This is a genomic window from Amycolatopsis sp. WAC 01375 (genome assembly GCF_003947325.1).
Lineage (GTDB): Bacteria > Actinomycetota > Actinomycetes > Mycobacteriales > Pseudonocardiaceae > Amycolatopsis.
This window is the reverse complement of the sequence record NZ_QHHW01000022.1, coordinates 163,845-188,162: the sequence shown is the minus strand read 5'-3', so window position 1 is coordinate 188,162 and position 24,318 is coordinate 163,845. Positions and strand designations below refer to the sequence as shown.

The following is a 24,318-nucleotide window of genomic DNA, read 5'->3' as shown; positions in this document are numbered from 1 at the left end:
ATATGCGGATCGGTGAGCTGTCGACGCGCACACGGACTCCGATGAGGTTGCTGCGCTACTACGAGGAGCAGGAACTGATCGAGTCAAATCGACTGCCCAACGGATACCGGGACTATGAGGAGTACGTCGTTGACCGGGTTCTCCAGGTACGAGGCCTGCTCGATGTAGGGCTGCCCACACGGATCATCAAGCAGATCCTGCCCTGCCTGAACACCCCCCGCACGATCCACATGCCCTACGTCACGCCAGACATGGTCGCAACGCTCGAACGCGAACGCGATCGCATGGCCGAAAAAATCGAATGCCTCACCGAGAACCACCAAGCCATCACCGACTACCTCGACGCCGTACGCCGCAATATCCGAGCCTCCTAACCGATGTCGGGTCTGCTGAGCCTATTGCCAGCCACTCGGTCAGCTTCTCCGCATTCGCGACCGAACACTCCCGAAACCCGAAATGCTTCCGGATCTGTCGTACCCGCCATCACCGTTCCCATAGACCGAGTAGCTGTAGGCGAGGCACGGTCCCATCAGTCAGAGGCACTGACGCGAGGCAACGTCGGCGTGTCGGCGACACCATCCAGACAGCCTAGTCTCAAACAGACTTCATAAATGAAACCGAGATGAAATCACCGATGAGAAAATGAAGTCAGATTTGAGACCCTACATCACCGCGTCCTTCTCGGCGGCCAGCGCGGTGCAGGTGCGCACCCACAGTTCCCAGCCGCGCAGTGCCTGATTGCAGTTCCAGCCGGTCCAGCGACCCGCCTGCGCGCCCTCGTTGCCGGCGCGGTTGCAGGCGGTTTTGCTGCTCCAGCCCTCACTCACCTTGCGATACGGCGTGCAGGAAGCCGCCGCGACATCACCCGACGCCCCGGCCGCGCAGGGTTCCGCGGTGCTCGCCATCGCCGTTCCCGCGGTGAGCAACGACCCCGCCACGGCTGCGGCGAGCACGAACCCACGGACCACGAAGCGTTTACTCATTGAGTTTCCTTACCGCGAGCAAGACCCCCACCCACAGTGGCCGCCCACCCGGCGAAGATCAACCGCCCCGCGCGTCGAGACCTTCCCCAGTACATGAAGGCCCCCTTCCTGTACCTAGGCGCAAGGAAGGGGGCCTTCATGTACTTCAAGCGAGCAAAGGGCGCCGCCGGTCATTCGCCGGTGACCTGCTCCACCTTGCGCTGCAGCTTGTTCATCCCGCCGAGCCAGCGGTCGGTCTGCGTGGCCCGCGCGGCGTAGTAGTCCGCGACCTCGGGGTGCGGCAGCACCAGGAACCGGTCGGCGGTGATGGCCTCGAACAACGCGTCCGCGACCTGCTCCGGCTGGATCGCCGAGGCGCCCATCAGCAGTTCGCCCGCGGGGCCGGTGTTCTCCAGCATCGCCGTCCGCACGCCCTGCGGGCAGATGGCCTGCACGGTGAGCCCGCGGTGCCGGTAGGTCGCGGACAGCCATTCGGCGAAGGCGAGCGCGCCGTGTTTGGTCACGGAGTAGGACGCCGAACCGAGGCTGGTCAGCAATCCCGCGGCCGACACCGTCGCGATGAAGTGCCCGCGGCCGCGCTCGAGCCACGGCGGCAGCAGTAGCCGCGCCGCACGCACGTGGGCCATGACGTTGACATCCCAGATCCGCGCCCAGTCCTCCTCGGGCGCGTCCACGCCACCCATCGGCGCGATCCCGGCGTTGGCGCAGAAGACGTCGATCTCGCCCAGGGTTTCGCGCGCGGTCTCGATCAGCGACGCGACACCCGCTTCGCTCGCGGCGTCACCGGCGACGGCGGTGCCGCCGATCTCCTTCGCGACTTCGGCCGCGGCGTCCCCGTTCAGGTCGCCGACGACGACTCTGGCACCTTCGGCCGCGAACCGGCGGGCGAGGACCGCTCCGATGCCGCCGCCCCCACCGGTGACGACGACACCGGATCCGGTGAACGAGGCGGTCACAGGCCACCCGCCAGTGTGACGCCGCCGTCGAGGACCACCGTCTGCCCGGTGATCCAGCCCGCCTCCTCCGAAAGCAGGAACGACACGGCGCTCGCGATGTCCGCCGGCACGCCGAGACGCTTCATCGGGTACGACTCCGCGACCTCCTCTTCGCGGCCTTCGTACAGCGCTGTCGCGAACTTGGTCTTGACCACGGCGGGCGCGACGGCGTTCACGCGGATCTTCGGGCCGAGCTCGAAGCCGAGTTCCTTGGTGAGCCGGATCAGCGCGGCCTTGCTGACGCCGTACATGCCGATCCCGGGCGACGCGCCGAGCCCGGCGACGGACGCGACGTTCACCACCGCGCCGCCGTGCTCCCCCATCCAGGCGTCCCGCGCCCGGCGGGTCCACGAAAGCGGCGCGAGCACGTTGACGGCGAAGATCTTCGCGGCGGCCTCGGGGTCGATGTCCAGCATGGGGCCGAACACGGGGTTGATGCCGGTGTTGTTCACCAGCATGTCCAGCCGTCCGAAGGTTTCGATGGTCTTGGCGACGGCCTCGTCCTGGTGCGCGGTGTCGTCGGCCTTGCCGGGAACGGCGATGGCGACCGCCTCACCGCCCAGTTCGGCCACCGCCTCGGCCAGCGGCTCCGGCTTGCGCGCGGTGATGCACACCTTCGCGCCGCGCTCGACCAGGTCCTTGGCGATCCCGAGGCCGATACCCCGGCTGGCGCCGGTGACGATCGCGACGCGATCCTTGAACGAGTTCACTCTTCGATCTCCTCTGTGTTCACTGGCGACGCAATCACTAAGCGAGCGCTCACTTACAATGGGAAGGTCCGGAGACGGTGTCAAGCCCGCCATCCGGAACGAGCGTCTGGGAGGATCTGCGGATGACCATGTCGCTGTCGGCCGAACTGTGGCCCGACGTCCAGCCGGAGACGGCACGGCGGCTGATGCTGGCCGGGGTCGAATCCTTCGCGCGGCGTGGCTATCACGCGACGACCACCAGGGATATCGCCTCGGCGGCCGGGATGAGCCCCGCGGCGCTGTACGTGCACTTCCCGTCCAAGGCCGCGCTGCTGTTCGCGATCTCGAAGTACGGCCACGAGCAGACGCTCTCCTTGGTCGAGAGCGTCGTCGCACGGGAGACCGACCCGGTCGAGCGGATCCGGCTGCTGGTCGAGGACTTCGTGGCCTGGCACGCGCGCAGGCACACCGTCGCCCGGGTGGTGCAGTACGAACTGCACGCGCTGCCGGACGAGGAGTTCGAGATCGTCGCGAAACTGCGCCGCCGCATCGAGCAGGTCGTGCGCGAGGTCATCACCGAAGGCGCGCGGACGGGCGTGTTCACCGTCGGCGACCCGCACACCGCCGCCAGGGCCGTGCTCTCGCTCGGCGTCGACGTCTCACGCTGGTACAGCGAACGTGCCCGCCAGACCCCCAAGAAGCTGGGCCAGGAGTACAGCGAGCTGGTGCTGCGCATGCTCGGCACGAAACTCTCCTGACCAGTACTGATCGACCTTCGTCGGCGATACCGCCACCAGAGTGACATACCAACTGGTCGGTATCTAGAATTACCCGTTGAGACGTTGACCACATACTAAGCGGTTGTTAACTTGCCCGGACTGCATCGCCGCAGCAGCGCCGAGCGAAGGGCAACCCAGATGGCCGACAGCGCACAGAACGCCCCTGAAACCGCCCCCGAACCGACGATCACCGTGTCCCAGCGCCGGAGGGCCGCCACCGCCGCGGCCCTCGCTTCGTCAGTCGAGTGGTACGACTATTTCGTCTTCGGGATCGCCGCCGCCCTGGTCTTCGGGAAGACCTTCTTCCCCACCACCAACCCGGCGGCCGGCGTCCTCGCCTCGTTCGCGACGTTCGCGGTCGGCTTCCTCGCCCGGCCGCTCGGCGGGATCATCGCGGGCAGCCTCGGCGACAAACGCGGCCGGAAACCCGTACTGGTACTGGCGATCGCGTTGATGGGCGCGGCGACCACGCTGATCGGCCTGCTGCCGACCTACGACACGATCGGAATCGCCGCGCCGATCCTCCTGGTGCTGCTGCGGCTCGTGCAGGGGGTCGCCGTCGGCGCCCAGTGGGGTGGCGCGATGCTGCTCGCCACCGAGTACGCGCCGCCCGGCAAACGCGGCCTCTACGGCAGTCTCGTCCAGCTCGGCGTCCCGATCGGGGTGGTGCTGGCGAACACGGTGTTCCTGATCGCCGCGCAGGTCGCCCCGCCGCACGCCTTCCTCACCTGGGCGTGGCGGATCCCGTTCCTGGTCGGCATCCTCGTGCTCGGGCTGGCCTGGTACATGCACGTCAAGATCGACGAAACGCCGGAATACCGCCGTGCGGAAGCGAAACTCGCCGCCGAGGAACGCGGCCGCGCCAAGTCGCCGCTGCGGGACGTCCTGCGCGACCACAAGGGCACGGTGCTGCTGGCAGGCGGTTCGTTCATGGTCAACACCGCCACCTTCTACATCCTGCTCAACGGCGTCCTCGACTACGCCACCCGTCATCTGGGGATGTCGCGGACCACCGTGCTCATCGCGACGCTGCTGATCAGCACGCTGCAGCTGGCGATCATCCCGCTTTCGGCGAAACTGTCCGACCGGATCGGCAGGCTCAAGATCTACACCTTCGGCGCGGCGGGGGTCGCGCTCTGGGCGATCCCGATGTTCCTGCTGATCGACACGGCCTCGCTCCCGCTGTTCGTGGTCGCCTCGTTCGTCGGGTCGCTGTTCCTCGGCATCATGTACGGCCCGCAGGCGGCGTTGTTCGCCGAACTGTTCACCGCGGAGATGCGCTACACCGGCGCCTCGCTCGGCTACCAGATCAGCGCGGTCGTCGGTGGCGGGCTCGCGCCGTTCATCATGGTGCTGCTGCTCGAATCCACCGGGACGTCGATGTCGGTTTCGCTCTACATCATCGTGCTGGCGCTGATCTCGCTCGGCTCGATCGGCCTGCTGGCCAAACGCGCCAAGCGAGCCGAACAGTCCACTTCGGACTCACACGACCGCGCGCGCGAAACGGTCGGCGACCAGCCTTAGCTGCTCCTTGACCTCGTCGGGCGCCTCTTCCACGACGAAGTCGACGTCCCAGTGGGCGAGGTAGTACGGCATCACGGAAAGGTCGTTGGAGCCGACGCGGACCCGGCAGGTGTGCTCGTCGATGGCCTCGATCGCGCCGACGGTCGGTGCCACGTATTCGGCGAGCGCGTCCGCCGGGGCGTTCACCCTCAGCACCATCTGATGCGGATACGGCGACGACGAGATCCCACGGGAGACGTAGGCCGCGAGGTCCTCGGCGGGCGGTTCCCTCGGCGTGAACCGGAAACTGGTGTCCGGGACGCCGTCGATGCGGTCGACGCGGAAGGTCCGCCAGTCGTCACGGTCGAGGTCGAACGCGACCAGGTACCACCGGCGCCCGGTGTGCACCAGGCGCAGGGGCTCGATGCGGCGCTCGCTGACGTCGCCGTTGTGGCTGCGGTAACCGAATCGGAGCTGCTGATGGTCGCGGCACGCGGACGCGATCACCGTCAGCGCCGCCGCGTCGATGACCGGGACGACGCCGCCGAGCGGGATCATCGCGGTGTTCAGCGCGGTCACCCGGTGCCGGAGCCGGGCGGGCAGCACCTGCTCCAGTTTCGCGAGCGCGCGCACCGACGTCTCCTCGATGCCCGAAACCGTCCCGTTCGCGGCCGTGCGGAGCCCGACGGCGACCGCGACGGCCTCGTCGTCGTCCAGCAGCAGCGGCGGCAGCGCGGCCCCCGCGCCGAGCCGGTAGCCGCCCGCGACACCGGGGGTGGCGTGCACCGGGTAGCCCAGTTCCCGCAGCCGCTCGACGTCGCGCCGGACCGTGCGGACGTCCACCTGCAGGCGGTCGGCCAGGTCGGCGCCCGGCCAGTCGCGCCGGGCCTGCAGTAGGGAGAGCAGCCTCAGCAGCCGTGCCGACGTGCCCGTGGTCATCGGTTCGCTCGCTTCATGGGAGGAGTGTGGCAGACATCGAGGACAGTTCCGGTCCGCATTGGGGTCGTGAGTGGCGTTTCGGGTTAGAACCCGAAACGCCACTCACGAGCCGTAAGGTGACCCAGGTGATCGATCCCGCGCACCTGCTGTCCGTCGCCCGTGAAGAGGCCGAACTCGGCAAGGCCGAGGGCGGGGTCCCGATCGGCGCCGCGCTCTTCGACACCGCCGGTGTCCTGCTCGGCCGCGGCCACAACCGCCGGGTCCAGGACGGCGACCCGTCGATGCACGCCGAGACCTCCGCGTTCCGTAACGCGGGCAGGCGGCCGCACTACCGCGACACGATCATGGTCACCACCCTCTCCCCCTGCTGGTACTGCAGCGGGCTGGTGCGCCAGTTCGGCATCGGCCGCGTGATCATCGGCGAGGCGGCCACGTTCGAGGGCGGGCACGGCTGGCTCGAGGAGAACGGCGTCGAGATCACCCTGCTCGACGACCCGGCGTGCACCGCGCTGATGACCGAGTTCATCCGGGACCATCCGGAGCTGTGGTTCGAGGACATCGGCGTCCCGGCCGAAGGCTAGGTTTCGGCCTCGAAGACGACGGTCCGGTTGCGTCCTGCCCCCTTCGCGGCGCGCAGCGCCTGATCCGCCGCGCCGACGAGCCGGTCGAGCGTCTCGCCGGCGGCCGGTTGTGACGACACCCCGATCGAGACGGTCGCCCCGGCGAACGTCCCACCCAGTGAGACGAACGTCGAGGAGATCCGCAGCCGGATGCGTTCGGCGATCGCGTGCGCGTCGAACCGGCTCGTCCCGGGCAGGAGGACGACGAACTCCTCGCCGCCGAACCGGCCGACGAGGTCCGCCGCCCGTACCTCCGCGCGCAAAGTGTCCGCCACGGCACGGAGAACGTCGTCCCCGACGTGTCTGCCGTGCTGGTCGTTGAGCCGGGCGAAATGGTCGAGATCGAGCATCAGCAGCGAGAGATCGGCGCCACGGCCGCGAAGCAGCTCGAACTGGGTGCGGGCACCGTCCAACCAGGACGACGCGGTGAGCAGTCCGGTGCCGGAGTCCGTCCCCGCATGGCCGCGCAGGGCACGCATCGTCCCCGCCCGGTGAAGTACCACGAGAGCGCCCGCGAGTACCACGGTGACGAACGGCCAGTCCGCCGCCGACCACGCGAGCAGCAAGCCGAACGCGACCATCGCCGCGTCGAAGGCGAATCCCGAAGGTTCCGCCCCGAATTCGGCCGCCGGCGCGGCCAAGGCGGCGTCGACGGACAGGAACACCAGGCCGGTCGCGAAAACCAGTGCGAAACTTTCGAAATCCCTTGCCGCGTCGAGGAATGGCGGCGCACCCAGCAAGACAGGGATGATCGACGCGCCGAGCGCCGAAAGCATGGTGGCGGAGGCCGCGAACACCTGGCGATGCGGGATACCGCGCCGAATCCGGCACCAGCGGTATGCCGCCGAGGCGACGACGAGTACCGCGGCCGGCGCCGGCGGCAGCAGCAACGCGCCCGCGAAGATCCAGGCCGCGTCCAGTCCGGCACCGAGCCGGGTGTCGGCGCGGGACCGCTCGACGGGGCGCGAAAGCTCCGAACTGAGGATCATTCCCGCCAGCAGACAGGAAAACGGGAGCAAGGACGAAGGCGCGGGCGGCCGTAACACGAAGAGGTACGCGGTGGCGGCGAAAGCGGCGGCGTCGACGAGGAGCAGGTACCCGATCAGGCCACGCCTGGGTACTTCCCATAGGCTCCAGGACCCCAGTATCTTCCGCGGTGCGGCGAGCCGATCTCTCCGGCCGCGGCTTCCGGTCGCCATCAGGGAGTCCCCCACCATTTCGGCAAACTAGCCGGTAATCGCGGTGGTGTCGATCCGCTTTCCGGGTCAAGACCCCCCTACTAAGGTCGGTCGTTTCCACCGGGAATCCCGGTGAATTCTTGACAGTCCTCATTGGTCCAGTCCACTGTGAGTGAGCACACAGTTACCTCCCGGTTGATACGCCGCGTCAAGACGGAGGTGCTCCACACCTGCGCGCCCTCGCCGCGCGCGTACCAGTTGGAGGACCGATGAAATCCCTACGACGCTGGGCGACCTTGGCTACCACCGTCGGCGCCACTCTCACCACGGCCGTCGGCCTCGCCCCCGTCGCCTCGGCGGCCCCGGACGCGGTACTCGCTTCGCCTTATCTGTACCAATGGTCGGGACAGACGGACCCGATCGCCGCGATGAACGCCACCGGGGTCAAGGCGTTCACCCTCGCGTTCATCCTCTCCGACGGCGGCTGCAACCCGAAATGGGACGGCAGCCGTTCACTCACCGGCGCCGACGCCACGATGATCAACAACATCCGGGCGAAGGGCGGCGACGTCATCCCGTCGTTCGGCGGCTGGTCCGGCACGAAACTCGGGCCGAAATGCGGCACCCCCGCGGCACTCGCCGGCGCCTACCAGAAGGTCATCGACGCCTACAAACTCAAGGCGATCGACCTCGACGTCGAAAACACCGACGAATTCGAGAACTACACGGTCCAGGACCGGATCCTGAACGCCGTCAAGATCACGAAGCAGAAGAACCCCGGCCTGCGCGTGGTCATCACCATCCCGACCGAGGTCGGCGGCCCCAACGCGCACGGCAAGCGGCTGATCAACCAGTCGAAGGCGCTCGGCGCGGGAGTCGACGCGTGGTCGGTCATGCCGTTCGACTTCTCCAGCGGCGGTGACATGGCAGGCAAGACCCGCAGTGCCGTGGACGGATTGAAGAACGTCGTGAAGTCCACCTTCGGCCTGAGCGACGACGCGGCCTACCGGCGCAGCGGGCTTTCGTCGATGAACGGGAAGACCGACGTGGCTGGTGAAACCGTCAGCGTCGCCGACTTCCGGGCCATCCGTGACTACGCGGCGAGCAAACATCTCGCCCGGCTGTCGTTCTGGGCGGTGAACCGGGACTGCAACAACTGCGCCGGAATCGCGCAGGGCAAGTACGACTACACCAAGATCGTGGCGGGTTACACCGGCTGACTTCCGTTCCCCACCGGTGTCAGTCCGTGAAGGCCTCCTTCCCTACTCGCAAGGCAGGGAAGGAGGCTTTCACGACCTCCGCCCTTCAGCGACCGCAATCCGGCTTTGTGTTCAACGGCCGCCCGCGCGACCACACGAGGTCGACCGGATGCACCGATCCGTCCGGGTCGATGGACAGGATCGGCAACGCCTTGTCGAGCTGGTTCCCGGTCGCCTGGTCGAACGCGACGAATCCGGTGGCGCCGGGCACCGGTGAATTGCAGTCGATGCTGCGCAACACATCCGCCACCGAAACCGGATCGGCCGACACGTTCTGCACCGCCGCTTCGACCGCCGCGGCGACGGCATCGTGTTCGATCATCGCGGCGCCGTCCCACAGTTCCGCCTTGGGAAATCCGTGGGTCCCGGTGAATTCGGCGACGAAGTTGTCGTAGTTCTTCTTGTACGCCGGATGCGCCGGGTCTGCGGTGAACATATCCCACTGGTCGGGATAGGCGAGTGCCGTGTAGCGAAGGCGGACACTGATGTCCCCGTTCAACGGCAAGGGGTTCCCGGCGAGCGTGCTCGCGTCGTCCCCGGTCATCACGGTCACCGTGTCGAGCCCTTCGCAGGCGCCGTCGCCCGCCAGCGCCGCCACGAGGGCGCCGACATCGAGCCCGCGGCCGGCGAAGTAGATCAGATCGGGCCTCGCGCCGCAGATGTCGTTGTGCCACTTGCTGAACAGACCTCGCAGATAGCGCTCGCGCGAAATGTCGGTGAACGGCTTGACGTCGTAGGTCTTCGTGAAGATGACCGGGATCTTCGACGAGTTCTGGAACGCCTCGGCGAGTGTGGTCGCGTAGGTGTCCTCCTTGCTGACTCCCTGGATCATCATCACGCGCCGGAAACCGTGTGCGGCGATGTATCCGGCCGCTGCGCGGGCCTCGTCGGTGTTCGTGGGGCCCACCCGGAAGAAGTTGTCGATCCGCGCACCCTTCGGATCGGTGTTCATGTTGTCCGCGGTGGGGGTCGCGCCGATCGTGGCGATGCCGTGCCGGGACAGCTCGGCCACCAGCGCCCGGCTGTTCTCCGAACTGTTGCCGACAGCGGTGACCGCCACGATGCGCTGGGCCGCCGCCGCGGCGACGATCTCTTCTGCGGCGACACGCCAGTGGGCGGCGTTGCTCCCGTAGTTGGCCAGCAGGAGCTTGATCCCCGGGGGCCCGTTCTTCGGCCAGGCGGCGGTGATCGCGCCCTGGACCTCCCGCTGGACGAACGGGAACGGCTGGCTGTCGACCTTCGGATCGGGCGTGAGGTTCTCCAGCATCACGATGGTCTTGAAGTTGTCGCCCGCCGCCTCGTTGCGGCTCTTGATGAGCTTTTCGAGCGGGTCGAGCGGGTCGTCGTCCCGCACCGGGCCGGAGTCGAGATTCAACCCGACGCAGACGTACGACGTGCCGACCGACTCCTCGTCCGCGTCCACCGACCGCAGCCCCGGGCCGCAGGACTCCCAGGGTCTGATCCACGCCAGCACGGCACCCACCAGCAGGGCCACGACCGCGACCAGCAGCACCCGATGGCGGCGCCCCCAGCCCCGTGGCCGCACCGGCGGCCCTGTCACCGCGCGTTCACGGGCCTCGGACATACGTGTTCTCAACGAATCGAGCCAGGACATCACAGAGTTCCGTTCAGGTTCAGGGGAATTCGCCGCGCCGGGCGGCTTCCTTGGCCGACACGAGCGCGCCGACGTCCGGCTGGTGCGAGGTGGTGGCCAGCGCGGCGAAGGCGTTCGCGATCACCTGGTGCTGGCCCTGCCCGCGGACCGCGAACGGGTTGGCGGTCAGCCAGCCCGCCGCGATGAGCCGGGCGACGTTGTTCCGGATCTCGGACCGGTCGTCCGGGCATCGCGCGTTGTCCAGGTTGACGAGTTCTTCGTACAGCTCCGCGTGATCCCGCTCGGGTGGCAGATCGTCGGGCGCGTTGAGGACCAGCTCGAGCTTCGCGACCCATTCCGCGTGCGGGATCCGGTTGAACTCCCGCTCGAAGAAGGTGACCACCTCGCCGATGTCGCCCAGCGCGAGGTTGCAGTAGGCCAGGCGCACCGGATCCTGTGCGGTGTCCGGGTCGTCGCGCAGGGCCTTGAACTGATCCGTGTAGGTCGGCCCGTCCCCGTCCCCACGCCGGGCCAGCGCGGACACCAGGTTCGCGGCGATCCACGGATGCAGCGCCGCTTGGTCGTCCGTCGTACCGGGCGAGTTCCTCGCCGTCACCCACAAGGAGGTGCGCAGCTCGGTCAGGATCCGCCCGACGTGCGGTTGGTCGATCCGGCTCTGCGCGGCGTCCGGGATCAGCCAGGGTGCGGTCGCGAACGGGGCCGCGGTCACGAAGTCGTCGAGATCGACGTCGTCGAGGTGCTCGGTCAGGCCGAGTTCGGTCAGCCTGCGGTAGCAAGGATCCTGCTCGCCACGGGGGTCGGTGGTGAGCAGATCGCGGTCGCCTTCGCGCACGTCGCTCGCCCGCAACCGCGTCGCGAGCTGCTCGACCGCCGACGGCAGCCCGCCGGTCGCCCGGTGTGCGAGCGTGACCTTCGGGGTCAGCGCGCCGGAATCGAGGACGCGCGCGATCCGCCCGATCGGCTGAGGAGAGATCCGGACCGGGTAGTACGCCGAATCGAGCGCGCCGTGGGCTGGGTTCACCCAGTCGTCGTAGGAGGCCTCCTCGCAGTCCGCCATCGGCCGGACGGCGGACGGCGCGCCGGAGGCGGGTTTCCACGGCGCCAGCCAGGCGGTGCCCCAATCGTCGTGCCACCGCCCGCTGGTGGCGATGACCAGCAGCGCGTCGTGGACCTCGCGGTCGTTCGGGTGCTGGACGGCGTGCCGTTCCCGCGCGGTGATCAGGTCGGCGAGGAACTCGGTCCCGCCGGCATGGTCGACGTCGTCGAGAACCACCACCCAGTTGTGCCAGTGCCTGCGCTGCTGCGTGATGTCGCAGGCGCACGGGCTCTTCTCCTCCGGTCTTGCCATCCGCGGATGGTTCTCCCGGACGTCGCCGAGGAACGCCGCCATCAGCCATTCGGTGACCGCCTTGGCGTCGCGGGCGCTGCCGTGCGCGAGGCGGTTGAGTTCGAGCAGCGCGTCGAACGGGGATCTCCCTTCGGCGTTGGGGAAGTCGGCCAACGACCGCAGTGCCTTGCCGAGCCGCGGCCGGATGTTCCGGACCAGATGCGGGAACGTCTGGCGGAACAGATCCGCATACGGTGGTTCGACGAGACCGGTCGCCTTCGCCGTCTCGGTCAGCGTGTCGAGCGCTTTGTCAAGCGCCGGTGTCCAGATGATTCCGTGGAAACTGTTGATCAACGATTTCAGCTGCACCAGATCTTCGTCACGATTTCGCCCGGAAAGCTCCGCTTGAACCGCGATCAGCGCGATGGTGAAACGAACGAACTGCGGTTTCGGTCGATTCCGCCATTTACTCGACAACGAGTAGGCCAGTTTCGTGAGCACGTCGATCGTGCCCGCTCTGCCGCCGTGCCCGAAATCGAATCCGGCGTGCACGACACCCCAGCCCAGGTCCTGACGGATCGCTTCCAGTGCCGTGGTCTTACCCGAACCGACCGGCCCGAGCAGCAGCGTCACCGGCTGCTGACGGGACGGATTCCCGACCTCACGGTTGATCAGCATTCTCCGGGCGAGCTGCACCGCGGGAGAATGTCGCCCCACACTCATTATTCCTGTTCAGCCCCTCGCTCTGCTCCGGACGGAATGGAGAGTGCGAACCATCGTAGGTACCGGGCCGAAGCCCGCACACGGGAAAAAAGACACCAGACACGAAAGGATGAGACCCGGAGCGAATCGTGATTCTTGTTCGACGGTGAGCGACGCCGCCGATCACCCGAACGGCGCTATCCGCCCCACTGCGGCCAACGACCGCCACCCGGATATCCGCCGTGGTGCCAGTCGTAATACCACTCGTGGTGACCGGCGCGCGGATCCGGCCGTTCCTCACGGACCGGGGTGGGCGGCGGTGACGGCGTCTCCGAGCCGTGCATCGACGCCGTCATCGGCGGTGGGGGCGCGACACTGCCGCCCGATGGGCCCGACGGGGTGGTCGAAGAAGCCGCTTCGTCCGGGGCATCGACAGCCTGCGGGGCGATGATCAGCGACGGCGGCGGGAGCGGCGTCCCCGGGACGACCTCGACCGGATCGGCCGGAGTGAGCAGGACGACGAGCACACCGCCGACGACGACTCCGCCCGCCGAAAGCGCCGAAATCCGCCGGATCTTCCCGTTACCGGGAGCGGCGGTGTCCGGAGCGCGGTGTTTGGGCCCGCGCGGTCCCCGGCGACGGGGCGCCGCACCGGCTTTCCGCATCAACTCGCTCAGTGTCTGCTGGTGAACCCGCGTCCGCGATCGACGTCGGCAGGGCGCGACCTGGTCTTTCAGCTCGCGAAGGGCGGTAATGGTGCCCTGCCACCGCGATAGCGGGGCCTTCGGCCGTGGCGGGCCCAGGGCGTCCCCACCGGCATCGCGGCGAGCCGTGCGTGCCATCGGCACCTCCCAACCCGGTCCGTCGATCGCGCGACGGCCTCATCCCGGGGTGGATCCTAGGAACGCGGGAGGCGGTTGTAAACGATCGTCGTCCACTGCGGACGGACGATGCGGTGAAAGGTCAGGCAGCCGCGGTGACCGTGATCGCGGCCTCGCCCGCCTCGGTCAGCTCGGCGGGCACGCGGCCGGTGACCGCGGAGAGGCCGGTGGACTCGGCGGGGCGGATGTAGCCACCGTGAGCCAGCGCGTGCGCGGTCATCTGATCGCAACAGGCGAACCCGTCGATGAAAAGATCCGGCTCGCAGCTGCACGACATCTGGGCACGGCGCGCCGCGACCGCTCGCAGCATCGCCATGGCTCGATGGGACAGTTCGACCTCTGAACCGGACACCGGATTTGACCTCTCTCGATCAGCCACCTGAATCAGCAGCACTTACACGGTGTTATCGGTCGCTGCTCCATCAGTGTTAACAAGATCTCAGACGTTGTCGTTGGCTTCTCGGTTCCGTGAGATCTTCGCGGACGCCAGGGTGGGCTCCAGTACCCGCGCCCACTGCGCCACGATCTGCTTGCGCCGCTTCGTGTCATCGGTCAGCAGGCTCGCCAGACCCAGGCCGCGGGCAAGATCGAGAGTGGCCTGGACCAGCTCACGGACGCCCTGGTGGGACTCGTCGACGCCGAGCAGTTCGACGGTCACCCGGTGCGCTTCCCTGCCGACCCGGGCCTCCAGCGGCACCAGGGTCGCGCGCAGCGACTCGTCGGTCGACGCCGCGACCCACAGATGAAGCGCGGCGCGGAACATCGGCCCGCCGTAGAGGTTGAGCACCATGTCGACGGCCCGCTCGATCCGCGAACGCCCCGACGGCAGTTCCGCCGCGCGGGCGCGCAGTTCCACGATCTGGATCTCGCCGACGTGCTCGACCGCGGCCGCGACCAGGTCCTCCCTGGTCGGGAAGTGGTGCTGGGCGGCACCGCGCGAGACCCCGGCGCGTTCGGCGATCAGCGCGACGGTCGTCCCGTTCCAGCCGAGCTCCCCGATCGTCTCGACGGCGGCCTCGACCAGCCGCCGCCGGGTCGTGCGGCTGCGCTCCTGCTGTGGTTCGCGAATCACGGGATACGGCTCTCGACCCAGAAATCGAGCTGCAGGTCTTCCTCCCGCTCGCCGATGCGGTACTTCGAGAAGTCCGTGACCCCTTCGGCGGCGAGCACCTCGTCGTCGATGTAGAAGTGCCCGGACGCCTCGCGGCTCGGTTTGGTGAGGATCGCGTGCGCCGCGTCCGCCATGATCTCCGGCGTCCGCGACTTCGCCGCGAGTTCGGCGCCGACGACGTTGCGGATCGCCGCGGTGTCGATGGTGGTCCGCGGCCACAGCGAGTTCGCCGCGATCCCGAACTGCCGCAGTTCCGCAGCGAGCCCGACGGTCACCAGGCTCATCGAGTACTTCGCGATGCTGTACGCGAGATGCCCGGCCTGGAACCACTTCTCGTCGAGACTGATCGGCGGCGACAGCGTCAGGATGTGCGCGTTCTCCGACAGTTTCAGGTACGGGATGGCGAGTTTCGACAGCAGGAACGAACCGCGCGCGTTGACGTCCTGCATCAGGTCGTAACGCTTCATGCTGACCGCTTCGGTCGGGGTCAGGTCGATCGCGCTGGCGTTGTTGAGCACGATGTCGATCCCGCCGAACTGCTCCGCGGTCCGCGCGATCGCGGCCTCGACCGACGTGTCGTCCCGGACGTCGCCGACGACCGGCAGCGCCTGCCCGCCGGCGTCCTCGATCGCCTTGGCGGCGGTGTAGAGCGTTCCCGGCAGTTTCGGATGGGGCTCGGCGGTTTTGGCCAGCAAGGCGATGTTCGCCCCGTCGCGAGCGGCGCGGACCGCGATGGCCTCGCCGATCCCGCGGCTGCCACCGGAGATGATGATCGTCTTGCCGTGGAGGGTGGGCATGGGGCTGGCCTCTCAGTAGGACCGGGGCAGGCCGAGGCTGTGCTGGCCGACGAAGTTGAGCACCATCTCGCGGCTCACCGGCGCGATCCGGCCCAGCCGGACGGCTGTGACCAGCGTGCCCAGCCCGTATTCGCTGGCGAGGCCGTTGCCGCCATGGGTCTGCACGGCCTGGTCGACCGCGCGGATGGCGACCTCGGCGGCGGCGTACTTGGCCATGTTCGCCGATTCGCCCGCGCCGAAGTCGTCACCGGAGTCGTAGAGCGACGCTGCCTTCTGCGTCATGAGCTTCGCCAGTTCCAGTTCGATCTTGATCTCGGCCAGCGGATGCGCGAGACCCTGGTGGGTGCCGATCGGCGCGCCCCACACCTTGCGCTCGTTGGCGTAGGAGACGGCCTTGCCCAGCGCGTAGCGGGCGATGCCGAGCGAGAACGACGCGCCCATGATGCGTTCGGGGTTGAGCCCGGCGAACAGTTGCGCGATCGCCGCGTCCTCCTCGCCGACCAGCGCGTCGGCCGGCAGATGGACGTCGTCGAGGAACAGGCCGAACTGCTTCTCCGGCGAGATGATGTCCATCTCGATCTGCTTGTACTCGAAGCCGGGCGCGTCGGTCGGGACGGTGAACAGCGCGGGCTTGAGCTTGCCGGTCTTCGCGTCCTCGGTGCGGCCGACGACCAGGACGGCGTCCGCCTCGTCGACACCGGAGATGAAAACCTTCCGTCCACTGAGGACCCAGCCGTCGCCGTCGCGTTTCGCGGTGGTGGTGATCTTGTGCGAGTTCGACCCGGCGTCCGGTTCGGTGATCGCGAAGACCATCCGCCCGCTGCCGTCGGCGATCCCGGGCAGCCAGCGCTTCTTCTGCTCCTCGGTGCCGAACCGCGAGATGACCGTGCCGCAGATCGCCGGCGAGACGACCATGAGCAGCAGCGGGCAGCCCGCCGCGGCGAGTTCTTCGAGAACCGCGGCGAGATCCGCGATGCCCGCTCCCCCGCCGCCGTACTCCTCGGGCAGGTTCACGCCGAGGTAGCCGAGCCGTCCGGCCTCGGCCCACAGCTCGTCGGTCTTGAGCCCGGCACGGGCCTGTTTCGCGTAGTACTCGTGCCCGTACTTCTTGCCGAGTTCGGCGACGGCGGCCCGCAGCGCGACGCGCTCCTCGGGCTCGGTGAAGTTCATCGTGTTCATTCGTTGTCTCCTACCACCGCGAGGATCGTGCCCACTTCGACCTGTTGTCCGACCACCACCGGGAGTTCCGTCACGACGCCGTCGGCGGGCGCCGCGATCCGGTGTTCCATCTTCATCGCTTCGAGCCACAGCAAGGGATCGCCGGTCTTGACGGGGTCGCCCGCTTCGACCGCGAGCCGGACGACCGTACCCGGCATCGGCGCCACCAGCGATCCGGCGGCGAGCGCCGCGTCGGGATCGGTGTACCTCGGCACCACACCCAGCTCGACCGCGCCTTCCGGCGAATCGACGTACACCGTGCCGCCGTACCGGGCGACGGCGAACTTCCGCCGCACCCCGGAGACTTCCAGGACCACGCCGTCGCTCTCGGCGGAAACCAGGTCGACGCCTTCGAAACCGTCGGCGCGCAGACCGTCACGGCCGAGGGTGTAGGCGACCTCGATCTCGTCGTCGCCTTGACGGAAACGTTTGCGCTGCCCTTGGGAGTGGACGTTGCGCCAGCCGCTCGGCAGCCGCCCCTGCACCCGCGCGTCCGAGCGGTTCGCCGCCGCCCCCGCCAAAGCCGCGGCCAGCGCCGAAATCCGTACTGTGTCCACAGTGGCCAGTGGACGGGCCAGGGTTTCGAGTCCGTGCCGGTCGAAGAACGCCGTGTCGGTCTCGCCGGCGAGGAAGGCCTCGTGGCGCAGGACGTTCACCAGCAGGTCGCGGTTGGTCACCACGCCGTGGATCTCCGCTCCGGCCAAGGCGCCGGCCAGTGCCCGCGCCGCGCTCCGGCGATCCGGGGCGTAGGCGATGACCTTGGCGAGCATCGGGTCGTAGTGCACGCCGACGGTCTGCCCGCTGACGAAACCGGAATCCAGCCGGACACCCGGACCGACTTCGAATTCCCGTTGCGCGGCGGGCAGTGCGAAGCGGTGCAACGTGCCGCTCTGCGGCTGCCAGCCCGCAGCCGGATCTTCGGCGTAAAGCCGGACCTCGATCGCGTGGCCCCGCGTCTCCGGCTCCTCGATCGGGAGGTGCTCGCCCTCGGCGATCCGCAGTTGCAGCGAAACGAGGTCGAGTCCGGTCGTGGCCTCGGTGACCGGATGCTCCACCTGGAGCCGGGTGTTCATCTCCAGGAAGTAGAACCGCCCGTCCGGTCCGGCGAGGAACTCGACCGTCCCGGCGCCGACGTAGTCGATGGCCTGAGCAGCCTTGCGGGCGGCGTCGAACAGCGCCTCTCGCATGGTTTCGTCGACGAACGGCGACGGCGCCTCTTCGACGACCTTCTGGTGGCGGCGCTGGATCGAGCACTCCCGCTCCCCCACCGCCCACACCGTGCCGTGCGTGTCGGCGAGCACCTGCACCTCGATGTGACGACCGGTCTCCAGATACCGCTCACAGAACACGGTCGGGTCACCGAACGCCGAGGCTGCCTCCGCACTCGCGCCTTCGACGGCCTCGGCGAGTTCGCCGAGCGAGCGCACGACGCGCATCCCGCGTCCGCCACCCCCGGCGGAAGCCTTGACCAGCAACGGAAGGTCGGCCTCGGTGACCTCGGCCGGGTCCAATTCGGACAGGATCGGGACACCGGCGTCGGCCATCATCCGCTTGGACTCGACCTTGGAGCCCATGCTCTCGATGGCTTCCGGTGGCGGCCCCACCCAGGTGAGCCCCGCGTCGATCACGGCGCGGGCGAACGCGGCGTTCTCGGACAGGAAGCCGTAGCCGGGGTGGATCGCGTCGGCGCCGGTCTCGACGGCCGCCTTGATCAGGAGTTCGGCCCGCAGGTAGGTGTCGGAGGGCGCGTTGCCCGGCAGCCGGACGGCGACGTCCGCCTCAGCGGTGTGCGGCGCGTCCGCGTCCGCGTCGGAGAACACCGCGACCGTGCCGATTCCGGCGTCGCGACAGGTGCGGAACACGCGGCGGGCGATCTCGCCGCGGTTGGCGACCAGAAGTTTCTCGATCATGCCGCTCACATCCTGAAGACGCCGAAGCCTTCGGCGCCCTTCACTGGTCCATTGTGGATCACGGACAGGCTGAGCCCGAGCACCGTGCGGGTGTCGCGGGGATCGATGATCCCGTCGTCGTAGAGCATCCCGGAGAGGAACATCGGCATCGACTCCGCTTCGATCTGCCCCTCCACCATGGCGCGCATGGCGGCGTCGTGTTCCTCGTTGTAGTCCTGGCCTCGCGACGCGGCGGCGGCGCGGGCAACGATGGACAGCACCCCCGCCAGCTGCTGCGGCCCCATGACCGCGGATTTCGCACTGGGCCAGGCGAAAAGGAACCGGGGATCGTAGGCCCGGCCGCACATGCCGTAATGCCCGGCGCCGTACGAGGCGCCCATGAGCACCGACAGATGCGGCACCTTGGAGTTCGACACGGCGTTGATCATCATCGCGCCGTGTTTGATGATGCCGCTCTGCTCGTATTCCTTGCCGACCATGTAGCCGGTGGTGTTGTGCAGGAACACCAGCGGCGTGTCGATCTGGTTGGCCAGCTGGATGAACTGCGCGGCCTTCTGCGACTCTTCGCCGAAGAGCACGCCTTGGGCGTTGGCGAGGACACCGACCGGGTAGCCGTGGATGCTCGCCCAGCCGGTGGCGAGGCTGCTGCCGTACAAGGGTTTGAACTCGTCGAAGTCCGAACCGTCGGCGACCCTGGCGATCACCTCGCGCGGGTCGAACGGCACCTTGAGGTCGGTGGGCACGATGCCGAGCAGGTCTTCCGCGGAGTACAACGGCTCGGCGTAGTCCGGTTTCGGTGTCGGCCCCTGTTTGGTCCAGTTGAGCCGTTTGACGATACTGCGGCCGAGCCGGATCGCGTCCTCTTCGTCCGCCGCGAGGTAGTCGGCCAGACCGGAGGTGCGGGCGTGCATCTCGGCGCCGCCGAGCGATTCGTCGTCGGACTCCTCACCGGTGGCCATCTTGACCAGCGGCGGCCCGCCGAGGAACACCTTCGCCCGTTCCTTGACCATCACGACGTAGTCCGACATGCCGGGCAGGTACGCGCCACCGGCGGTCGAGTTGCCGAACACCAGGGCGATCGTGGGCACCTTCGCCGCAGACGAACGCGTGATGTCGCGGAAGATCCGGCCGCCGGGGATGAAGATCTCTTTCTGCGTCGGCAGATCCGCGCCGCCGGACTCGACGAGGTTGATCACCGGCAGACGGTTCTGCGCGGCGATGTCCGCGGCACGGTAGCTCTTCTTGGCCGTCCACGGGTTGCTCGCCCCGCCTTTGACCGTCGGGTCGCTCGCCGAGATCATGCACTCGACGCCTTCGACGACGCCGATCCCGGTGATCACGCTGGCGCCGACCTGGTAGTCCGAACCCCAGGCCGCCAGCGGCGACAGCTCGAGGAACGGTGAGTCCTCGTCCAGGAGGAGTTCGATCCGTTCGCGGGCCAGCAGTTTGCCGCGTTTGCGGTGGCGGGCGACGTACTTCTCGCCGCCGCCCGCGATCGCCTTGGCCCGCTCGCCGTCGATCTCGGCCAGTTTGCCGAGCATGGACTCGCGGTTGGTGGCGAACTCCTCGCCTCGTGTGTCCACACTGGACCTGATCGTGCTCATGCGGTGTATCCCAATCGCTTCGCGGCCAAGCCGGTGAGGATCTCGTTGGTCCCGCCGCCGATACCGAGGATGCGCACGTCACGGTAGTGACGCTCCACTTCGGACTCCCGCATGTAGCCGAGTCCGCCGTGCAGCTGCACGGCCTCGTTGACCACCCATTCGGCGGTTTCGACGGCGGTGTTCTTCGCGAAACAGGCTTCGGCGATGACCTCTTCGCCCGCGACGTGCCGCTGGGCGACCTGCCGGGTGTAGGTCCGGGCGACGTCGATCTTGCGCGCCATCTCGGTGAGCTTGTGCTGCACCAGCTGACGGGAGATCAGCGGACGGCCGAAGGTCTCGCGCAGGCGGCACCAGTCCAGCGTCAGGTCGAGCGCTCGCTGCGCGTGCGCGTAACCCTGCACCGCCAGCGAGACCCGTTCGGTGACGAACTGGGTGGCGACCTGCGCGAACCCGCTGTTCTCGGCGCCGATCAGGTTCTCCGCGGGCACCCGGACGTCCACATAGGACAACTCGGCGGTGTCCGAACAGAGCCAGCCCATCTTCTCCAGCTTGCGGGAGACGGTGAACCCCGGCGTGCCGCGCTCGACCACGATGAGCGAGATCCCGTGGGCGCCTGCCTCGCCGGTGCGGACCACGGTGGTCACGAAGTCGGCGCGGCAGCCCGAGGTGATGAAGGTCTTGGCCCCGTTGATGACGTACTCGTCGCCCTCGCGTACCGCGGTGGTGCGGATCCCGGCGACGTCGGAGCCGCCGTCGGGTTCGGTGACCGCGAGCGAGCCGATCTTGTTGCCTTCCAGTGCCGGCCGGACCCAGCGTTCGATCTGCACCGGATCCCCGGCCGCCGCGATATGCGGGACGGCGATGCCACAGGTGAACAGGGAGGCGAACAGGCCGCCGGAACCGCCCGCGTAGTGCAGTTCCTCGGCGATGACCACCGCGTCGAGGTAGTCACCGCCACCACCGCCGACCTCTTCGGGGAAGCCGACGCCGAGCAGCCCGAGTTCCCCGGCCTTGTGGTGCAGGTCGCGGGGCAGCTCGCCCTCGCGCTCCCAGCCTTCGAGGTGGGGCAGGATCTCGGTTTCGGCGAACCGCCGCACGGTCTTGCGCAGTTCGGCGCGTTCCGGCGTGGAGAAGGGGTCGGTCACAGGAGGGCCTCCGGGATGTCGATCTCGCGGGAGCGCAGCCATTCCCCGAGCGCCTTCGCCTGCGGGTCGAACCGCGCCTGCGACGCGACGCCCTCGCCGAGGATGCCTTCGACGACGAAGTTGATCGCCCGCAGGTTCGGGAACAGATGCCGCCGGACCTCGAGGTCCGTGGTCTCCGGGAGCAGCAGTTTGAACTCGGTGACGGTGAGCCGGTGCGCGAGCCAGCGCCACGCCTCGTCGGAGCGCGCCCAGACACCGACGTTCGCGTTGCCGCCCTTGTCGCCGCTGCGGGCGCCGACCACCCTGCCCAGCGGTGCCCGGCGGACCTGGGCCTGGGTGAACGGTGCGGGCAGCCGGTCATCGTCCACTTCGGACAGAGGCAGGGTTTCGGCGGCGGGCGCGATGTCGCGGCGCGTTCCGTCCGGCAGGACGGCGACGTGCGGCACCTCGTGCGCGTCGACGAACGCGGGCCGGTACACGCCGTAGGGCGAGGCGGCCGCGGGCGGTGCGGTGACGTGGAAGCCGGGGTAGCTCGCCAGCGCGAGTTCGATCGCCGCACCGCTGAACGCGCGCCCGGCGACCTCCGGATCGGCGTCCTTCACCGCGACGTGCAGCAGAGCGCTCGCCTGCTGCTCGGTTTCGGCGTCGGGGCGATCGGTGCGAGCGAGGGTCCACTGGACGTCCGCCGGCGGCCTGGCCTTGAGCGCGCCTTCGAGTTGTTCTTTGGCCAGCGCGGCTTTCGCCTCGATGTCGAGTCCGGTGAGGACGAACGTCGTCTCGTTGCGGAAGCCGCCGAGCCCGTTCAGGCAGACCTTCAGGGTCGGAGGCGGCGGCTCCCCGGTGACGCCGCTGATCCGGACGCGGTCCGGGCCGTCCTCGGCGAGCGTCAGCGTGTCGAACCGCGCCGTGACGTCCGGCCCGGCGTAGCGGGCGCCGGTGATCTCGTAGAGCAGTTGCGCGGTAACGGTTCCGGCGTTCACCACGCCGCCGGTGCCGGGATGTTTGGTGATCACGCTGGAGCCGTCGGCGGAGATCTCGGCGATCGGGAAACCCGGGACGCCGATCTCGTGCTCGGTGAAGAAGGCGTAGTTGCCGCCGGTGGCCTGCGTACCGCATTCGATCACATGCCCGGCCGCGACCGCGCCCGCCAGCGCGTCGTAGTCGCCGCGCGCCCAGCCGAAGTGCGCGGCTGCCGGGCCGACGATCACCGACGCGTCGGTGACCCGGCCGGTCACCACGATGTCGGCGCCCGCGTTCAGGCATTCCGCGATCCCCCAGGCGCCGAGGTACGCGTTGGCGGTCAGGGTCTTGCCGAAGCCGAGTTCTTCCGCCCGCTGGACGAGGTCGTCGCCCTCGACGTGCGCGATGGCGACGTCGACGCCGAGTTTCGCGGCCAGTTCGCGAAGCGCGTCCGCGAGGCCGGCGGGGTTGAGCCCACCGGCGTTCGCCACGATCTTGACGCCCTTTTCCTTGGCCAGCGCGAGATTCTGTTCCATCTGGCGCAGGAAGGTCTTGGCGTATCCGCGGTTCGGGTCCTTCATCCGGTCCCGGCCGAGGATGAGCATGGTCAACTCGGCCAGGTAGTCGCCGGTCAGCACGTCGAGCGGGCCGCCGGTGAGCATCTCGTGGACGGCGGAGAACCTGTCGCCGTAGAATCCGGACGCGTTGCCGATCCTGATCGGGGTCATGCGAACTGCCCCGGTTTCCGTCCGGCGCCGGGAGGCCCGGCAAAGGCCTGCGCGATCCCGAGCCATTCCTCGACGTCCTTGCCCGCGGCGACCAGGCCGGTGTCGGCGGGATGACGCCGCTGGGGGATGACGAGGCAGAAGTCGACCGCGCTTCCGGTGAGCCGCTGCTCGGCGTCCTCGGGCCCGAACGCCCAGGTGGTGCCGTCGGGCGCGGTCAGCTCGACGCGGAATTCCACGGCGGGCGGGGAGAGCGAGTTGAGTTTGTAGGCGAAGTCGCGGGTGCGGGTCCCGAACCGGGCGATATGCCAGATCCTGGCCGTGTTCTCGCGCTCCAGGCCGAGCGCGTCGAAGATGTCCTGGCCGTGCGCCCAGGTCTCCATGAGCCGCGCGGTCACCATGGACGCGGCACTCATCGGCGGGCCGTACCAGGGGATCTTCTGCCCGTCGGGCACCGCGGCGAGCGCTTCGGCGAGTTCCGCGCGGCCGGCGCGCCACTCGGCCAGCAGCTCACGAGGCGGCGTCTTCGCGCCCTCGGCGGCACCGTCGTCGACGTAGGACTCGCCCGTCGCGAGCAGCCCTTCGATCTCGGCCTGCCACTCGGCCTCGGAGCCGCGCGCCGCGATCAGCGCCTTCTTGTCCGTCCAGGCCAGATGAGCGATCTGATGGGCGATCGTCCAGCCTTCGGCCGGGGTCCGCCTCGCCCAGTCCGACGCGGGCAGATCCGCCACCACGTCGTCGATGGCCTGCGATTCCGCCGCGAGATCCCCAAGGATCACGCCCAGGTCAGCCATGCCCGCCTCCTCGCGTCTTCTTCAGGCTGGCACCCGCCGCCGGAAAAATCAAGCACGCCTGATTGTTTTGTCGGCGCTCGAAGCACATGAGGACCCTTCCTTGCACCTAGGTACAGGGCCCGGCAAAGTCGCATAACCACTGGTCAAATGGGTGGCGGGCTTGTCGCGGCAGCCTGGCACCTCCTCGACTGTCCGCAGCGGACAGTTCCGGGGCGGCGGTGCCCGATTCGAGCGTTTTGCGGTGGGGTCGTGAGTGGCGATTCGGGTTCTGACCAAGGGTGGTTCAGGTACCCACTGCGTGACCTGTGGCGCTTCGTGCGCGTGATGCCTGGTTGTGAAGTGCATGTCGCTGTAGCGCCGAGGCTCACGATGGCGTTCCTGCCCGTCCGCGGCAGCAGGTCTGCCTCACGCAGGGCTTGAGCTCAGCTCGACATGTAGTGAAGGGCTCCTTCCCTACCCTGAGGGTAAGGAAGGAGGCCTTCACGGACCTGCGATCCCGGCCCGCCGCCCGCCGTAGCTGCTTCAGCGCTCCCCGACGGCCCGGCGTCGAACTCGCATGTCGTGAAGGGTCCCTTTGAGACCTT

The 24,318-nt window shown here is 68.5% G+C and carries 22 protein-coding genes; 5 read left to right on the top strand and 17 right to left on the bottom strand.

The genetic code is table 11. From position 1 onward, the window contains the following. Positions 1 to 2 precede the first annotated feature (2 nt). A complete protein-coding gene (locus DL991_RS11730) occupies positions 3 to 374 on the top strand; it encodes a MerR family transcriptional regulator (RefSeq protein WP_125783870.1) in 372 nt (123 codons plus the stop codon). A gap of 288 nt (positions 375 to 662) precedes the next feature. Here DL991_RS11730 and DL991_RS11725 read toward each other — a convergent pair whose 3' ends face one another. From DL991_RS11725 to DL991_RS11715, 3 genes are all read right to left on the bottom strand, one after another. Further along, a complete protein-coding gene (locus tag DL991_RS11725; RefSeq protein ID WP_125783868.1) occupies positions 663 to 983 on the bottom strand; it encodes a hypothetical protein in 321 nt (106 codons plus the stop codon). 170 nt (positions 984 to 1,153) lie between these two features. Then, positions 1,154 to 1,939 (bottom strand): SDR family oxidoreductase, encoded by a 786-nt coding sequence (locus DL991_RS11720; RefSeq protein ID WP_125783866.1) that lies wholly within the window; start codon positions 1,937 to 1,939, stop codon positions 1,154 to 1,156. Continuing rightward, positions 1,936 to 2,688 carry an SDR family oxidoreductase gene (locus DL991_RS11715; protein ID WP_125783864.1) on the bottom strand — a complete coding sequence of 251 codons (753 nt, stop codon included), beginning with the start codon at positions 2,686 to 2,688 and terminating at the stop codon, positions 1,936 to 1,938. The genes DL991_RS11720 and DL991_RS11715 overlap by 4 nt, the downstream gene beginning before the upstream one ends. A 122-nt stretch (positions 2,689 to 2,810) precedes the next feature. Between DL991_RS11715 and DL991_RS11710 the strand changes: the two genes are divergently transcribed. Beyond that, a complete protein-coding gene (locus DL991_RS11710) occupies positions 2,811 to 3,425 on the top strand; it encodes a TetR/AcrR family transcriptional regulator (protein WP_125783862.1) in 615 nt (204 codons plus the stop codon). 159 nt (positions 3,426 to 3,584) lie between these two features. Continuing rightward, a complete protein-coding gene (locus tag DL991_RS11705; protein WP_125783860.1) occupies positions 3,585 to 4,970 on the top strand; it encodes an MFS transporter in 1,386 nt (461 codons plus the stop codon). Here the strand turns inward: DL991_RS11705 and DL991_RS11700 are convergent. Further along, positions 4,929 to 5,888: a YafY family protein gene (locus DL991_RS11700; RefSeq protein WP_125783858.1), complete on the bottom strand. Its 960-nt coding sequence runs from the start codon at positions 5,886 to 5,888 to the stop codon at positions 4,929 to 4,931. The two genes, DL991_RS11705 and DL991_RS11700, sit on opposite strands and share 42 nt — an antisense overlap. Before the next feature lie 116 nt (positions 5,889 to 6,004). Here DL991_RS11700 and DL991_RS11695 point away from each other — a divergent pair, with 116 nt between their 5' ends. Then, a complete protein-coding gene (locus DL991_RS11695; protein ID WP_199746312.1) occupies positions 6,005 to 6,469 on the top strand; it encodes a nucleoside deaminase in 465 nt (154 codons plus the stop codon). Here DL991_RS11695 and DL991_RS11690 read toward each other — a convergent pair. Beyond that, the gene (locus DL991_RS11690; protein ID WP_233598798.1) at positions 6,466 to 7,725 is read right to left on the bottom strand and encodes a GGDEF domain-containing protein; all 1,260 of its coding nucleotides are present in this window, start codon (positions 7,723 to 7,725) and stop codon (positions 6,466 to 6,468) included. The two genes, DL991_RS11695 and DL991_RS11690, sit on opposite strands and share 4 nt — an antisense overlap. A 230-nt stretch (positions 7,726 to 7,955) precedes the next feature. On the opposite strand from DL991_RS11690, the gene DL991_RS11685 reads away from it, so the two are divergent. Beyond that, on the top strand, positions 7,956 to 8,906 hold the full coding sequence (locus DL991_RS11685) for a chitinase (protein WP_125783854.1): 951 nt from the start codon (positions 7,956 to 7,958) through the stop codon (positions 8,904 to 8,906). Between the two features lie 85 nt (positions 8,907 to 8,991). Here DL991_RS11685 and DL991_RS11680 read toward each other — a convergent pair whose 3' ends face one another. The 12 genes from DL991_RS11680 to DL991_RS11625 all read right to left on the bottom strand — a co-directional run bounded on the left by DL991_RS11680 (position 8,992) and on the right by DL991_RS11625 (position 23,734). Continuing rightward, entirely contained in the window at positions 8,992 to 10,530 is a 1,539-nt protein-coding gene (locus DL991_RS11680; RefSeq protein WP_125783852.1) for an ABC transporter substrate-binding protein, read from the bottom strand. 49 nt (positions 10,531 to 10,579) lie between these two features. Next, positions 10,580 to 12,583 carry a CobW-like GTP-binding protein gene (locus DL991_RS11675; protein ID WP_233598796.1) on the bottom strand — a complete coding sequence of 668 codons (2,004 nt, stop codon included), beginning with the start codon at positions 12,581 to 12,583 and terminating at the stop codon, positions 10,580 to 10,582. 203 nt (positions 12,584 to 12,786) lie between these two features. Then, entirely contained in the window at positions 12,787 to 13,254 is a 468-nt protein-coding gene (locus DL991_RS11670; protein WP_125783848.1) for a hypothetical protein, read from the bottom strand. 298 nt (positions 13,255 to 13,552) lie between these two features. After that, complete coding sequence (locus DL991_RS11665; RefSeq protein ID WP_125783846.1) at positions 13,553 to 13,822, bottom strand: hypothetical protein; 270 nt, start codon at positions 13,820 to 13,822, stop codon at positions 13,553 to 13,555. Between the two features lie 87 nt (positions 13,823 to 13,909). After that, entirely contained in the window at positions 13,910 to 14,542 is a 633-nt protein-coding gene (locus DL991_RS11660; protein WP_125783844.1) for a TetR/AcrR family transcriptional regulator, read from the bottom strand. Then, positions 14,539 to 15,378 carry an NAD(P)-dependent oxidoreductase gene (locus DL991_RS11655; RefSeq protein WP_125783842.1) on the bottom strand — a complete coding sequence of 280 codons (840 nt, stop codon included), beginning with the start codon at positions 15,376 to 15,378 and terminating at the stop codon, positions 14,539 to 14,541. Before DL991_RS11655 ends, DL991_RS11660 begins: the two co-directional genes overlap by 4 nt. Before the next feature lie 12 nt (positions 15,379 to 15,390). Further along, the gene (locus DL991_RS11650; RefSeq protein ID WP_125783840.1) at positions 15,391 to 16,557 is read right to left on the bottom strand and encodes an acyl-CoA dehydrogenase family protein; all 1,167 of its coding nucleotides are present in this window, start codon (positions 16,555 to 16,557) and stop codon (positions 15,391 to 15,393) included. Next, entirely contained in the window at positions 16,554 to 18,506 is a 1,953-nt protein-coding gene (locus DL991_RS11645; RefSeq protein WP_125783838.1) for a biotin carboxylase N-terminal domain-containing protein, read from the bottom strand. Before DL991_RS11645 ends, DL991_RS11650 begins: the two co-directional genes overlap by 4 nt. Before the next feature lie 5 nt (positions 18,507 to 18,511). Further along, positions 18,512 to 20,110 (bottom strand): acyl-CoA carboxylase subunit beta, encoded by a 1,599-nt coding sequence (locus DL991_RS11640; RefSeq protein WP_199753921.1) that lies wholly within the window; start codon positions 20,108 to 20,110, stop codon positions 18,512 to 18,514. Next, positions 20,107 to 21,255 (bottom strand): acyl-CoA dehydrogenase family protein, encoded by a 1,149-nt coding sequence (locus DL991_RS11635; RefSeq protein WP_125783836.1) that lies wholly within the window; start codon positions 21,253 to 21,255, stop codon positions 20,107 to 20,109. Before DL991_RS11635 ends, DL991_RS11640 begins: the two co-directional genes overlap by 4 nt. Further along, on the bottom strand, positions 21,252 to 22,943 hold the full coding sequence (locus DL991_RS11630; RefSeq protein WP_125783834.1) for an acyclic terpene utilization AtuA family protein: 1,692 nt from the start codon (positions 22,941 to 22,943) through the stop codon (positions 21,252 to 21,254). The genes DL991_RS11635 and DL991_RS11630 overlap by 4 nt, the downstream gene beginning before the upstream one ends. Further along, on the bottom strand, positions 22,940 to 23,734 hold the full coding sequence (locus DL991_RS11625) for a TIGR03084 family metal-binding protein (protein WP_125783833.1): 795 nt from the start codon (positions 23,732 to 23,734) through the stop codon (positions 22,940 to 22,942). Before DL991_RS11625 ends, DL991_RS11630 begins: the two co-directional genes overlap by 4 nt. Between the last annotated feature and the right edge of the window lie 584 nt (positions 23,735 to 24,318).

Excerpts from the sequence above, each read along its gene's own strand:
- DL991_RS11730 (WP_125783870.1), top strand. The coding sequence starts at position 3 with ATGCGGATCGGTGAGCTGTCGACGCGCACACGGACTCCGATGAGGTTG.
- DL991_RS11725 (WP_125783868.1), bottom strand. The coding sequence starts at position 983 with ATGAGTAAACGCTTCGTGGTCCGTGGGTTCGTGCTCGCCGCAGCCGTG.
- DL991_RS11710 (WP_125783862.1), top strand. The coding sequence starts at position 2,811 with ATGACCATGTCGCTGTCGGCCGAACTGTGGCCCGACGTCCAGCCGGAG.
- DL991_RS11705 (WP_125783860.1), top strand. The coding sequence starts at position 3,585 with ATGGCCGACAGCGCACAGAACGCCCCTGAAACCGCCCCCGAACCGACG.
- DL991_RS11700 (WP_125783858.1), bottom strand. The coding sequence starts at position 5,888 with ATGACCACGGGCACGTCGGCACGGCTGCTGAGGCTGCTCTCCCTACTG.
- DL991_RS11690 (WP_233598798.1), bottom strand. The coding sequence starts at position 7,725 with ATGGTGGGGGACTCCCTGATGGCGACCGGAAGCCGCGGCCGGAGAGAT.
- DL991_RS11685 (WP_125783854.1), top strand. The coding sequence starts at position 7,956 with ATGAAATCCCTACGACGCTGGGCGACCTTGGCTACCACCGTCGGCGCC.
- DL991_RS11680 (WP_125783852.1), bottom strand. The coding sequence starts at position 10,530 with ATGTCCGAGGCCCGTGAACGCGCGGTGACAGGGCCGCCGGTGCGGCCA.
- DL991_RS11670 (WP_125783848.1), bottom strand. The coding sequence starts at position 13,254 with ATGCGGAAAGCCGGTGCGGCGCCCCGTCGCCGGGGACCGCGCGGGCCC.
- DL991_RS11655 (WP_125783842.1), bottom strand. The coding sequence starts at position 15,378 with ATGCCCACCCTCCACGGCAAGACGATCATCATCTCCGGTGGCAGCCGC.
- DL991_RS11650 (WP_125783840.1), bottom strand. The coding sequence starts at position 16,557 with ATGAACACGATGAACTTCACCGAGCCCGAGGAGCGCGTCGCGCTGCGG.
- DL991_RS11645 (WP_125783838.1), bottom strand. The coding sequence starts at position 18,506 with ATGATCGAGAAACTTCTGGTCGCCAACCGCGGCGAGATCGCCCGCCGC.
- DL991_RS11640 (WP_199753921.1), bottom strand. The coding sequence starts at position 20,110 with ATGAGCACGATCAGGTCCAGTGTGGACACACGAGGCGAGGAGTTCGCC.
- DL991_RS11630 (WP_125783834.1), bottom strand. The coding sequence starts at position 22,943 with ATGACCCCGATCAGGATCGGCAACGCGTCCGGATTCTACGGCGACAGG.
- DL991_RS11625 (WP_125783833.1), bottom strand. The coding sequence starts at position 23,734 with ATGGCTGACCTGGGCGTGATCCTTGGGGATCTCGCGGCGGAATCGCAG.